Source organism: Pectobacterium actinidiae (genome assembly GCF_000803315.1).
GTDB lineage: Bacteria > Pseudomonadota > Gammaproteobacteria > Enterobacterales > Enterobacteriaceae > Pectobacterium > Pectobacterium actinidiae.
Map to the genome: position 1 here is coordinate 2809113 of NZ_JRMH01000001.1, position 13257 is coordinate 2822369.

15 protein-coding genes are annotated in these 13257 nt (G+C 48.1%); 7 read left to right on the forward strand and 8 right to left on the reverse strand.

Annotation, left to right across the window (positions count from 1 at the left end):
- The first annotated feature begins 81 nt into the window (after positions 1–81).
- The 7 genes from fliL (at position 82) to fliR (ending at position 4259) form a co-directional block, all read left to right on the forward strand.
- Positions 82–561, forward strand: a complete 480-nt coding sequence (fliL, locus tag KKH3_RS11975; RefSeq protein WP_039359828.1) for a flagellar basal body-associated protein FliL — start codon at positions 82–84, stop codon at positions 559–561.
- Between the two features lie 5 nt (positions 562–566).
- Positions 567–1580, forward strand: a complete 1014-nt coding sequence (fliM, locus tag KKH3_RS11980) for a flagellar motor switch protein FliM (protein WP_039359830.1) — start codon at positions 567–569, stop codon at positions 1578–1580.
- Entirely contained in the window at positions 1573–1986 is a 414-nt protein-coding gene (gene fliN, locus KKH3_RS11985; RefSeq protein ID WP_015840788.1) for a flagellar motor switch protein FliN, read from the forward strand. Before fliM ends, fliN begins: the two co-directional genes overlap by 8 nt.
- Positions 1986–2408 carry a flagellar biosynthetic protein FliO gene (gene fliO / locus KKH3_RS11990; protein WP_039359833.1) on the forward strand — a complete coding sequence of 141 codons (423 nt, stop codon included), beginning with the start codon at positions 1986–1988 and terminating at the stop codon, positions 2406–2408. The genes fliN and fliO overlap by 1 nt, the downstream gene beginning before the upstream one ends.
- A gap of 77 nt (positions 2409–2485) precedes the next feature.
- Positions 2486–3181, forward strand: coding sequence for a flagellar type III secretion system pore protein FliP (fliP, locus tag KKH3_RS11995; protein WP_172644770.1), 696 nt, complete (start codon positions 2486–2488; stop codon positions 3179–3181).
- Positions 3182–3201: 20 nt separating this feature from the next.
- Positions 3202–3471, forward strand: coding sequence for a flagellar biosynthesis protein FliQ (gene fliQ / locus KKH3_RS12000; protein WP_010279609.1), 270 nt, complete (start codon positions 3202–3204; stop codon positions 3469–3471).
- Between the two features lie 2 nt (positions 3472–3473).
- Positions 3474–4259, forward strand: a complete 786-nt coding sequence (gene fliR / locus KKH3_RS12005; protein WP_039359839.1) for a flagellar biosynthetic protein FliR — start codon at positions 3474–3476, stop codon at positions 4257–4259.
- A gap of 369 nt (positions 4260–4628) precedes the next feature.
- On the opposite strand, the gene flgL is transcribed toward fliR, so the two are convergent.
- The 8 genes from flgL to flgE form a co-directional block, all read right to left on the reverse strand.
- Complete coding sequence (flgL, locus tag KKH3_RS12010) at positions 4629–5582, reverse strand: flagellar hook-associated protein FlgL (protein ID WP_039359842.1); 954 nt, start codon at positions 5580–5582, stop codon at positions 4629–4631.
- 31 nt (positions 5583–5613) lie between these two features.
- Entirely contained in the window at positions 5614–7308 is a 1695-nt protein-coding gene (gene flgK / locus KKH3_RS12015; RefSeq protein WP_039359846.1) for a flagellar hook-associated protein FlgK, read from the reverse strand.
- 125 nt (positions 7309–7433) lie between these two features.
- Positions 7434–8396 (reverse strand): flagellar assembly peptidoglycan hydrolase FlgJ, encoded by a 963-nt coding sequence (gene flgJ, locus KKH3_RS12020; protein WP_039359849.1) that lies wholly within the window; start codon positions 8394–8396, stop codon positions 7434–7436.
- Positions 8396–9505 (reverse strand): flagellar basal body P-ring protein FlgI, encoded by a 1110-nt coding sequence (locus tag KKH3_RS12025; RefSeq protein ID WP_039359852.1) that lies wholly within the window; start codon positions 9503–9505, stop codon positions 8396–8398. The genes flgJ and KKH3_RS12025 overlap by 1 nt, the downstream gene beginning before the upstream one ends.
- A 16-nt stretch (positions 9506–9521) precedes the next feature.
- Positions 9522–10235, reverse strand: a complete 714-nt coding sequence (locus tag KKH3_RS12030; RefSeq protein WP_039359856.1) for a flagellar basal body L-ring protein FlgH — start codon at positions 10233–10235, stop codon at positions 9522–9524.
- A 183-nt stretch (positions 10236–10418) separates the two neighbouring features.
- Positions 10419–11201: a flagellar basal-body rod protein FlgG gene (flgG, locus tag KKH3_RS12035; RefSeq protein ID WP_039359858.1), complete on the reverse strand. Its 783-nt coding sequence runs from the start codon at positions 11199–11201 to the stop codon at positions 10419–10421.
- 27 nt (positions 11202–11228) lie between these two features.
- Positions 11229–11984: a flagellar basal body rod protein FlgF gene (locus KKH3_RS12040; RefSeq protein ID WP_039359861.1), complete on the reverse strand. Its 756-nt coding sequence runs from the start codon at positions 11982–11984 to the stop codon at positions 11229–11231.
- A 21-nt stretch (positions 11985–12005) separates the two neighbouring features.
- Positions 12006–13199: a flagellar hook protein FlgE gene (flgE, locus tag KKH3_RS12045; RefSeq protein WP_039359864.1), complete on the reverse strand. Its 1194-nt coding sequence runs from the start codon at positions 13197–13199 to the stop codon at positions 12006–12008.
- Positions 13200–13257 lie beyond the last annotated feature (58 nt).

Below are 13257 nucleotides of genomic sequence, written 5' to 3' on the forward strand. Positions count from 1 at the left end.
AATCATCGACATTACGCATTTATTTATTGTTGATTCCATCCAGCAATAAGTATCGATAAGTAACGGGAACTATCTTTGGCTATGTCTGATATGCAAGTTCGACCAGGACGTAAACGGTCTATTTGGCTAATACTACTGATTATCGTTGCTCTCGCTGCAACTGGTGCTGCGGGTGCCGCCTGGTGGTTATTAAATCAGAAAAACGCAGCAACGGCTGAGCAAGAAGCACCGCCACCGCCAGAGCCTGTTTTCATGCCACTGGATACCTTTACCGTTAATCTTGTCAATGCAGATAATGACCCTGATCGCGTGTTATATGTTGGATTCACGCTGCGTTTACCAGATGAAGCAACGCGTACACGGTTCACTAATTATCTGCCAGAAGTTCGCAGCAGACTGCTATTACTGCTTTCTCGTCAGGACGCGATTGCGCTTGCCAATGAGCAGGGTAAACAACATCTGATAGAGCAAATTAAGCAAGTGCTAAGCCCACCATTAGTTCCTGGTCAACCTAACCAGGTCGTTACTGATGTTCTGTTCACGGCCTTTATACTGCGGTAACCATTATGGGCGATAGCATTCTTTCACAAGCAGAAATTGATGCATTATTAAATGGCGACAGCGGCGATAGCAACGCTGATGCAAATGCGTCGTCAAAAGCGGATGGGGGCGTCAAGCCCTATGACCCGAATACTCAACGACGCGTTATCCGCGAGCGTTTACAGGCATTAGAAATCATTAATGAGCGCTTTGCGCGTCAATTCCGTATGGGATTGTTTAACCTGTTACGCCGTAGTCCCGATATCACTGTAGGTGCGATTAAGATCCAGCCTTATCATGAGTTTGCCAGGAACCTTCCCGTACCGACAAACCTGAATCTGATTCACTTAAAACCGCTACGTGGTACCGCATTATTTGTATTTTCACCAAGCCTGGTATTTATCGCCGTAGATAACCTCTTCGGCGGTGATGGCCGTTTCCCGACAAAAGTTGAAGGGCGTGAATTTACCCACACCGAGCAGCGCGTAGTTAAGCGTATGTTGCGTTTGGCTCTGGAGGCTTATGGTGAAGCCTGGAATGCGATTTACAAACTTGACATCGAATACGTGCGTTCAGAAATGCAGGTCAAGTTTACCAACATCACGACGTCACCTAATGATATCGTTGTGACTACTCCGTTTCATGTTGAGATCGGTTCGCTGACTGGCGAATTTAACATCTGTATTCCTTTTTCAATGATCGAACCGCTGCGTGAACTGCTCGCGAATCCGCCATTGGAAAACTCACGTCAGGAAGATCAGAGCTGGCGTGATACCTTAGCTAAGCAGGTACAGCATTCCGAATTGGAATTAGTTGCAAGCTTTGTTGATATTCCGCTGCGACTCTCCAAGATTCTGAAGCTACAGCCTGGCGATGTGTTACCGATCGACAAACCTGACAAGATCGTTGCTCATGTTGACGGCGTGCCCGTACTGACTAGCCAATATGGCACATTAAACGGGCAATATGCCCTACGTGTTGAACATTTGATTAACCCTATATTGAATTCTCTGGATAACGAGGAACAGCCCCATGAGTGACACCAAGAAACCGTCCGACGATAAGGAATCAGTGGACGATCTGTGGGCTGATGCGTTTAACGAGCAGCAGGCTGCAGAAAAACCGGCCGCGACAACAGAAGGCATTTTTAAGTCGCTAGAAGGTCATGACCCCTTGGGTGCTCTGCAGGATATCGACCTGATATTGGATATTCCTGTCAAACTCACCGTTGAGCTTGGCCGGACCAAAATGACGATAAAAGAGTTACTGCGCCTGACTCAGGGCTCTGTTGTTGCACTTGATGGCTTAGCCGGTGAACCGTTGGATATCCTGATCAATGGTTATCTGATCGCCCAGGGTGAAGTTGTTGTTGTATCTGACAAGTACGGTGTTCGTATTACAGATATCATCACGCCATCCGAACGTATGCGCCGCCTGAGTCGTTAATGGCAATAGCCTCTACACCATCTCCAGCCCCAGTAGCAAGTCAGCAGTCAACACTTGTTACTGAGCCACCACTTACCGGCAGCATGTTACTGACACAGGTTGGTAGCGTGCTAGCTGGTATTTTATTATTTATTCTGCTGATTGCCTGGCTAGCTCGTAAACTCGGTTTTGCTCCCCAAGCCAAGCAAAACAAGTTGCTAAAAGTGGTATCCAGTTGCCCTGTCGGGCAGCGTGAACGTGTCGTTATTGTAGAAGTTGATAAGACCTGGCTGGTGCTAGGTGTTACGGCTCAGCAAATCACGCCGCTGCATACGCTTTCAGCGCAACCAACCAACGACAGTTCCTCAACTGGTGAAACCAAACCAGTAGATTTCAATCAACTGTTAAAGAAAGTTTTAAAGCGTCCGGAAAAATCGGAATGAGTGTCTTGCCTAATTATTGTCGTATCACCGCCCTGCTTCGCACACTGCGCTACGCTTTTGCCATCGGTTTATTGTTCATGGCACCATCGGTGTGGGCACAGCTTCCTGGTATTGTGACGCAACCTTTGCCTAACGGTGGACAGAGCTGGACGCTATCCGTACAGACGCTGGTTTTACTCACGTCATTAACATTTCTTCCTGCTGCATTGTTAATGATGACCAGCTTCACCCGGATCATCATTGTATTGAGCTTGTTACGTAACGCACTAGGTACGCCAACCGCACCACCGAACCAGGTATTGCTTGGATTGACGCTTTTCCTGACATTCTTTGTCATGTCGCCCGTGTTAAACCGTGTTTATGACGAAGCCTATCTTCCCTTCAGTCAGGATCAAATAAGCATGGAAGTCGCCATAGAACGTGGCGCGGAGCCAGTCCGTGAATTCATGCTGCGGCAGACACGGGAAACCGATCTGGCGTTGTTTACCCGGTTGGCAGAAATTCCAGAGATCCAGGGACCTGAAGCGGTACCCATGCGTGTACTTCTCCCCGCATTTGTGACAAGTGAGCTAAAAACCGCTTTCCAAATTGGTTTCACCGTATTTATCCCTTTCCTCATCATTGACCTCGTTGTTGCCAGCGTATTGATGGCGCTAGGGATGATGATGGTTCCTCCGGCAACCATTTCATTGCCTTTTAAACTCATGCTTTTCGTATTAGTCGATGGCTGGCAGCTGCTACTCGGTTCATTAGCCCAGAGTTTTTATAGTTAGACGAATAGAGGAATGCGACTATGACACCAGAATCGGTGATGGCGCTTGGCTATGAAGCAATGAAAGTAGCATTGGCGTTGGCGGCACCTCCGTTAATGGCAGCACTACTCAGCGGACTACTTATTAGTCTCTTGCAGGCTGCTACTCAGATAAACGAAATGACGCTGTCGTTTATCCCTAAAATCCTAACTGTCTTCTTCACCTTAGTGATCGCTGGGCCCTGGATGTTAAACCTCATGCTGGACTACATGCGTACGCTATTCGGCCAGCTACCTAATATTATTGGGTAAACATGCTGACGTTTAATAGTTGGGACATGGTGAATTGGGTCAGCCAGTTTTTCTGGCCTTTTGTCAGAATTCTTGCACTGATCAGCACCGCACCTGTCTTTAACGAGAGAGCGATTGGCAATCGGGTAAAAATCGGCCTGGGTGTACTGATTACGCTGCTCGTTGCACCCTATTTGCCGTTAAACACCACGCCCATTTTTTCCGTCGCAGGCGTATGGCTGTTAATACAGCAAATTCTCATCGGCGTTACGCTCGGCCTATCAATGCAGTTAGCATTTGCCGCTATTCGCCATGCTGGCGAGCTCATTGGTTTACAAATGGGTCTCGCTTTTGCGACCTTCTTTGATCCCACTGGCGGCCCGAATATGCAGGTAATCGCTCGCTTCCTGAATATTCTCGCAATCCTGCTGTTTTTAACCTTTGATGGGCACCTCTGGATGATTTCGTTATTAGCAGATAGTTTCTATACTCTGCCAATCAGTGCCAATCCTGTTAATAGCCATGCTTTCCTTGCTCTTGCTCGTGCAGGTGGACTGATTTTTATCAACGGATTGATGCTAGCGCTGCCAATCATAACCCTATTGCTGACCATCAACCTGGCGTTAGGCATGCTGAACCGTATGGCACCTCAACTCTCGATATTTGTCGTTGGCTTCCCAATTACCCTCACGGTGGGAATCATGACATTAGGTTTATTACTTCCATTACTCCCTCCCTTCGCAGAGCATTTATTCAGCGAAGTGTTCGATTTACTTGCTGATATCCTCACTCAACTATCAAGTTCTTAGCGCCTTATATAAATCTGTAGTGATCAACGTGAAACCAATATGGGTGCCGTACGTGCCGATTGATTCCCATTGAAGATCCTTACGGTTTGGTATCGTAGCTCATCCTATGCGTATGGCTATACGAAGCTGTGATTTTGCTAAATCTTACGTGGGGTTACATCAGACATCGATACACTAAAACAATCTGTGTACTAAAATAATAGGTGTTATATAAAAGGGAATATCAGAGAGAATTGAGGATGATGGGAGAATAAAAAATGGCATGTCATCCATTCGGTATTAATGAAGAGAATGACACGCCTAAAAAATACGCCCGGTTTAAGCGTATTCAAACTGTAAAGTAGAATAGAAAAATATCGTCTATTACTACTATTTCATCTGGAATAACGACATTCCTTGCATATTTTGGAAAGCCGTATAAGAAGCCTGTAGAGAAGACTGCTGCATGACATAAGACGAAATTGCGTCATACCAGTCAGTATCCTGCAGTTGTCCCAACGCCGTCTTATTCGCTACATCACGATCTTTGCCAATAGCATCAAGGTTATCAATCTCATTGAGCTGAATACCCAACTCTGCACGAACGGCTGAAATGTTATTAAATGAATTTTTTAAACCGCGGTTTGCCGTCTCTAACGCCGCTGCTACACTGGCTTTTGTTGCATCGTCAGCATCGGCAAGAGGTGTTTCAAGCGCTTTAATTGCAATATCCAAAGTCTCAAATAAATCGGATTGGATGCTGCCATCCGGTTCTGCTTGAGCATCACCGGTCGTTCCATTGAACACCGCAGAGCCGACATGGCTGACTGTCATATTCCGGGCTGCATCTACGCGTTGTGAAATCGCCTGGCTACCGCCCAAATACTCAACGCCACTGGTTCCCTCAACAAAAGGAATTTTGTCCGTGTTGTAACCGGCAAAAATATAATTACCGTTGCCATCGGTGCTGTTGGCCATATTCAGCAATTCAGCTTTCATACCACGCAGGGAGGTCGCGACCGATTTACGGTCGTCATCACTCAGAACACCGCCGCCTTTGATTACTTCGGTCAATGCGCTGCTAATCGTGGTCGTGCTTTTGTCCAGGATAGACTCTTCCAGAGACATACTTTGCTTAGCAAAGGTACGAGCCAGCGTGTACTGACCATTCTCTGATTGAGCCTGACCAAGCATAATGGCGCCCGCCGCAGCAATCGGGTCATCTGATGGGTTTACGACACGTTTACCGGTAGATAATTGCTCACCCGTTTTTTGCCACGCGGTCTGACCATTCAGAATGCCTTGCATATTTTGCTGATATATCATGCTAGTACTTAAGCGCATGGTATTAATTCCTCTTTATCAAATGGTCAAACTAGCTACGTGCAGCTAATAAAGCGTCGAATATGGATTGTGCTGTTTTGATGACCTGAGCATTGGCCATGTAATATTGCTGATAACGCATCAGATCGCCGTACTCTTCATCTAGATTCACACCAGCTACAGATTGCTGCTCTGCCGTCAGTTGCTTAACAACGTTTTCCTGCGATGTGTTATTTATCTTCAGCGTACTGGTCTGGTTACCAATCATGCCCACCAAGCTCGCATATGCGCCAGAAACACTGGCCTTTCCGCCTACAATCTTCTCATTTTGCAGTGCCAACAGCGCCTTAGCGTTGGTATTATCACCTACACCGCCAAATACGGGATTGCCGCTTCCATCCACAACCGGGTTGCCCGCATCATCAAGCTTAACGGATGCAGCAGCAATTTTATTAGGATCGGAAATAGCCACTGACATGTCGATAATCACGTCATTAACTGGCTTGAGCAGGAAACTGTCGTTCGTCGCAGGCGTTCCCGTGATAGTCATCTTGATGCCATCAAAGTTCAGGCTATTATCAGTAGTATCCACTGACGCCGTAAATTTCGAATTGTCAGACAAACGTGTCACCTGCCAGCTAGCGCCATCATATTTAATCGTATAATTGGTCGCTTGCACGTCTTTGGTGTCAGTGTAAGACGGGGTCAACACGGCGTTCCCCGCGTTCTTACTGTCGTTCAGAGCAACAGCTTTACCAAAAGAGAAGAAGTCGCCGCCTTTAACACCATCGTGGTCAAAACCTTCTTGGTGCTGCGCATTAAATGCATCAGCAAATGCTAATGCTAACTGCCCTAGCTGATTACGCGCCTCATCTAGCGTCTCTGTACGGAAAGCGATCAAGCCACCTAATGAACCACCCGTTAACGTACTCTCATTCAACGTGACAACGTCGTTTGTCCGGTCTTTATATCCGATGGTGAGACGAGACGGGTCACTGCTGGAACTAATCGCAACTAATTGATTGCTGGTACCCGCCTGAACCAAGTTAGTACCGTTCTTCAATGCAACGTTATAAACCGTCCCATCCTGAACGGTAACATCAACACCGACTAATTTATTAAGCTGATCGACCAGAAGGTCTCGCTGATCAAGCAAATCGTTAGGCATCGTGCCGCTATTTGCGCCCATTAGTTTCGTGATTTCGTTGTTTAACGATGCGATCTGGTCGGTATACGTATTAATTTGGCCAACAGTGCTTTGAATCTGTGTATTCAGCCCACTTTCCATGTCACGCAGATACTTATCCGTGACCTTGAATTGGTTTACCAGCCCTTCAGCTTTGCCCAGTACCGTTTGACGAGTAGACGAATCACCCGCGTTGCTGGTGAGGTTTTGCAGGTTAGAAAAGAAGTCCTGTACCGTTGATGACAGGCTAGTCGTACTACTGGCCAGCAGATTATCAATCTTGGAAATCTGCTCGTAATAAGCGGTAACTGAGCTGCTTGTCGTTTGCGCAGAACGAAGCTGGTTGGTGATGAACTCATTGTACTGACGATTAATGCTAACAACATTGACACCGTTACCAATATACCCAGCGGATGTGCTGCTGCTCGTTGCTTGCTCAAGAATCGCATTTTGCCGACTATAGCCAGTAACAGCCTGATTACTAATGTTGTTACTCACGGTACTCAGCGCAACCTGTGCACCTTTTAAGCCACTCATCGCTGTGTTAAGTAAATTGGACATAGGGTGTTGTTCCTTTTACACAGGTTTTTTCGCCCTGCGCGATTAACTAAATGCTGAAAGCAGCAAATACGCTACATAAGTTAATTACTATATCGGTCAGGAAGCACAAATCTTGAATAAAAAAATCAAAATAGCCGACTCAAATCGTGGGTGTAGGCTTTCGCGACTTTCTCACCTGAATTCTTCATTTGCTGGATCATGCTAACCAGTTTTTGGGCATATTGTGGATCCGTTGCATAACCTGCCTTTTGTAACGCATGAGCCGCTTGCTCAGCCGTTCCTGCGCTCATCACAGCAGAATAGCGTGGGTTATTAGTCAACAACTTCACATAGTCGCCAATAGCCTCAATATAGGAATCGTACACTCTGAAGCTGGCTTTTACCTTTTTGGCCACGCCTTGCTCATACTCTGTCGTAGTTATCTCTGTTGTCGGCCCATTCCAGCTACTGCCTGCTTTGATACCAAACAGATTATGACTTGGGCGCCCGTCTTCGGTAGGGATTTCACGCTGTCCCCAGCCAGATTCAAGCGCAGCCTGAGCGAGGATAAGGTGATGAGGTATTCCACTATGCTGACTGGCAATCTGAGCAGGTAAGGAAATCTGAGACACAAAATTGCTATTGGATAGCGGCAACGCTGAACCTGTCGTTGGCAATTTAGGTAGCGCTTTACGTACCATCTGTTCCAAGGCCGCAGTTGGCATGCTTTTGAGCACATCACCATCGAATGTTAATGGAACAGACGGAACAGCGGCTTTAGCCGCCGTAGCATCGGGGGATTGTCGGGTCAATTGCTCAACCATAACATCCACGAGTCCAAGTCCCTTGCCCTTAGTTGAGATCTCCTGAGCAATTTGCTGGTCATACATTGAGGTATACAGACGCGTCTGATCGCTATTGAAGAGCCCGTCCTGCGGAATCGCTGAACGCATGCTTTTCATCATCAATTGTACAAACACGCCTTCCATTTGTTGCGCAACTGCCCTGATCCCCTCTTTACTTTGAGGATTGCCTGAAACCTCACGCTTCAGCGTATTCAGGGACTGCGCATCATAGGCCGCATTATTCAGCGTCTGTATATCACTCATTAGATAATTTCCAGTTTGGCACGCAAGCAGCCAGCGCTTTGCATCGCCTGTAGGATAGACATCAGCTCCATCGGCGTCGCCCCCAGGGAATTCAGTGCACGCACGACATTGTTGAGGTTGGCGCTGGAATTGACTCGCTGTAAAGAACCGCCTGCTTGCTGAACCGAGATCTCAGTTTGCGGCGTGACCACCGTCTGGCCGCCACCAAATGGCGTATTAGGCTGGCTAACATTGGCTTGCTGATTGATAGTCACAGAAAGGTTGCCCTGAGCAATAGCACAACTATCCAGCGTGACATCGCGGTTCATTACAACAGATCCGGTACGGGAGTTGATAATAACCTTGGCGTCCTGGATACCGACGTTAACTTCAATATTCTGGATATCGGCCAAAAAGCGAACCTGAGAGCTGTTACCATGTGGGGCAAGGACCTGAATAGTCCGAGAATCCAACGGACTCGCGGTACCACCGTATCCAGAGCGATTTATCGCATCACTCACCTTCTGCGCCATCGAGAAGTCATCGTTCTTCAATTGCAGCATGATGGTATTCGATGTGCCAAACGTGCTTGGCAGCTCTCTCTCGATAACCGCACCATTACTGATTCGACCGCCAGCAAGCTGGTTAACCTGAACACTGCTTCCGCCAGCAGATGCGCCAGCGCCGCCAACCAGCACGTTACCTTGAGCAAGGGCATAAACCTGATTATCGACCCCTTTCAATGGGGTCATTAGCAGCGTCCCACCGCGCAGGCTCTTCGCATTACCGAGTGAAGACACAACGACATCAATATTTTGGCCGGTTCTGCCAAAAGGCGGAAGTTCCGCCGTGACCATCACCGCCGCCACATTTTTCAACTGCATGTTGGTTCCGGCAGGAACAGTAATCCCCAACTGGGAAAGCATGTTAGTTAAGCTTTGCGTCGTAAACGGCGTCTGCATGGTCTGGTCACCAGAACCATCCAGACCAACCACTAAACCATAACCAATTAACGCATTGCCGCGTACACCCTGGATATTCACCAGATCGCGAATTCTCTCTGCCGACGCAGAGGAAATATTCAGCGTCAGTAATGTCAGCAGTACAGTGAAAAATGATGCAATCCGCATGGCAGGCCTCTTAAGCTTAGAACGGAGAAACATTGAGGAAGAACCGCTGTAACCAGCCCATGTTTTGCGCTTCGTTAATATAGCCATTACCGACATATTCAATGCGCGCGTCTGCGACTTGAGTTGATGGTACCGAGTTGCTGCCGCTAATCGTTCTCGGGTTAACGACACCGGAGAAACGGATAAACTCAGTACCCTGATTAATTGCAATTTGTTTTTCGCCAACAACTTGCAGGTTGCCATTAGCCAGAACCTGGCCAACCGTAACCGTAATGGTGCCACTGAACGTGTTGTTCGCATTCGCACCACCTTGGCCTGTAAATTCGTTTGTTCCGGTGGCATTCAGCGCGGCTCGGTTATTGCCGAGTGGGCCTTCCAGATAACGAGGCGTCGCAGTCAGACCAAACGTGGACGAACCATCTCTGCTTGCATTGGCAGAAGAACTTTTACTGGCGCTGACGTTTTCTTGCAGCACGATCGTTAGTGTGTCGCCAACATTACGTGGACGGCGATCTTCAAACATCGGTTGATAGCCATAATTCATCGGCTGCACGGTTTGGAAAATAGAACCATTGGGTCCGGCCAAAACAGGCGCTCCAGGCTGGGCTGTCGTTGGCCCTGTGACAACTTTATCATGCGGAATATAGGCGCAACCGTTAAGTGCTAACATCGCGATCAATGCCAACAGACGGGGTCGGCGGAGTGGTTTGATTACCGACTTTGCATTCATTATCACTGCGGATATCGCCTTAAATTAATCTATTTCACATATTCACGGGGTAAATCAAAGCCATACTTGCCCACTCATCTGGTGCTTATGGTCATCATTACCCCGTTAAACACTGTCTATATTGCTACTATCATCAGGCCACCAGAGCACCCGCTCTCGCTCCTGAAATTAGCGGGTTACTTATTACAGCTGGGTCAATTTCTGCAACATTTGGTCAGAAGAAGAAATTGCCTTACTGTTGATTTCGTAAGCACGCTGAGTCTGAATCATCGACACCAATTCCTCTGCCACATTGACGTTGGAAGTTTCGACATATTTCTGATACAGCAGCCCTGCGCCATTCAAACCAGGGTTCGTTTCATTCGGCGCACCTGAACTCGCGGTTTCCAGATACAGGTTCTCACCCATGCTCTCAAGGCCGCTATCATTAATAAAGGTCGTCAGTGTCAACTGGCCAATCTGGTTTGTTGCCGCCTGTCCCTGCAGTTTAACGCTGACGATACCGTCGCGGCCGATGTTCAGTTCTGTCGCATTCGCCGGAACAGTAATCGCAGGCTGGACCTGATAGCCGCTGGACGTCACTAACTGGCCGTTACCATCAAGCTGGAAGGCACCATCACGCGTATAAGCGGTTGTTCCATCAGGCAACTGGACCTGAAAGAATCCCTGACCTTTAATAGCGACGTCTTTAGAGTTACCCGTTTCGGAAAAAGTCCCTTGAGTATGAATTCGCTCTGTCGATACCGGACGAACCCCCGTACCTAGCTGCAAGCCGGAAGGTAACATGGTTTGCTCTGAAGATTGAGCACCGGGCTGACGAACTGTTTGATACATCAAGTCTTCAAATACCGCACGCTGACGCTTGAAACCATTGGTGCTGACGTTTGCCAAGTTATTGGAAATAACGTCCATATTGGTTTGCTGAGCATTCAAGCCGGTTTTTGCAATCCACAAAGAACGGATCATTTATTCACTCCTGTGCGCACTCGGCGCTTAACCCATTGCTAATATCTGATTAGCGCGTTGTGCATTATCGTCGACGCTGCTAATGATTTTCATCTGCATTTCAAAGCGACGAGCATTGGCAATCATATCGACCATGGTATCGACCGTGTTCACATTACTGCCCTCGATCACACCCGGCATAATACGCACGGTAGGATCGTTTTGCAGAACATTACCACGTTGTTGCTGAGCCTGTTGCGTCAAGCGGAACAATCCGTCATCAGACCGCTCAACTTCTTGTCCGGTAGCTTTTACAAGCTTCAAACGCCCCAACTGGGCAATCGTATTCGGCGGATCACCGGCATTAAGCGCAGAAATTGTACCATCAGGAGAAATGCTGACCTGAGCCTGCGGAGGAATGTCAATCGGTCCACCGTCGCCCATCACGACACGCCCCTGGATAGTCAACTGCCCATCAGCGTTGATCTCCATATTACCATTACGGGTGTACGCTTCACCGCCATCAGCGGTTTGCACTGCCAACCAACTTTCTTTCGGTAAAGCGACATCCATTGCACGGCCAGTATAATTCATCACGCCTTCAGTCATATCAGCGCCAGGCGTTGAAGCAACAACCAGCGTTCGGGTGGGCAGCGTCAACCCATTTACCGGTACAGCACGGAGTGCAGAAAGCTGTGCCCGGAAACCCGGCGTTGAGGCGTTAGCCAAGTTGTTCGCAGTAATTGCCTGCTTTTCCAATGACTGACTCGCGCCACCCATTGCCGTATAAATCGCGTGATCCATGCAATGTCCCCGTTAGGATAATTAACGCAGGCTAACCAGCGTTTGCAGAATGGAATCCTGCGTTTTGATAGTTTGCGCGTTTGACTGGTAGTTACGCTGCGCAACAATCATGTTGACCAGCTCTTTACTCAGGTCAACGTTTGAACTTTCGGTAGATTTGCCGATCAGTTTACCCAGACTTCCGGTGCCCGCCAGACCGATAACCGCCTGACCAGATGTTCCCGTTTCGGACCATACGTTATCACCTTCAGGAGAAAGGCCTTCAGGGTTGGCAAATCCAGCCAGCAAAATTTGTCCCAGAGGCTGTTTCTGGCCATTACTGTAGCTGCCCTCGATCGTGCCATCGTCATTGATAGCAAAACCGGTCAACGACCCTGGCGCGAAACCGTTCTGAGTTGGACTTTTATAGCTATAATCGGCGTTTTGTTGCACGCTGCCGCCAAAATTGAGCGTGAACGTATTCGTTGCTGCACCGTTGGTACCCACAAGGTTGACGGTAAAGGGAGTGTGCCCCGTCAACGCGCCGTTCGCGGCAAAATTCAGTGTTCCCGCATTTTGGTACGTCACTGGTGTTACTGAATCATCCTTGGCATAGGTTTGCCAGGTGTTATCCGCTGTTTTAACGAAATACAGCGTGAAATTATGCACATTACCTTGGCTATCGTATGTCGTTAATGCGGTTTTGCTGTTATACGTGCCCTCAGTCCCGGTATTATCCCAGGTTGTGACCGCATCAGATGACTTCAAGTTAGCGGTAAGGGAAGCCGTCGTGGTCGCACTCGCCAGCATATCGCCTTCGGGTATCGTCAATGGTACTGGATCGGCACCCGTTTGAACGGTTGGCGGCGTACCCGCAACCGGATAGCCCGTCAATTGCATACCCTGAGCGTTAACAATGCTGCGGCCATTCAGCATAAACTGACCGTTGCGGCTGTAATAGATGGAGCCATTAGTGTCCTGCATTCTATAGAAGCCATTACCACTGATCGCTACATCCAGATCGCGCGATGAAGACGTTACGGTACCGCTACCGAAGTCCTGTAATACCGATGAAACCTTCACGCCCATACCGACTTTAGAACCCGCAAACATATCAGCAAACGTGACGGTCCCGGATTTAAAACCCACTGTCGCTGAGTTAGCGATGTTATTACCGATAACATCCAGGTTATTAGATGCTGCGTTTAAACCACTGACCGCCTGAGAAAAACCCATGTCGCTCTCCAGAGAATTGATTAAGTCATATTCCAGATAGTAATTTCACTGGAATAAC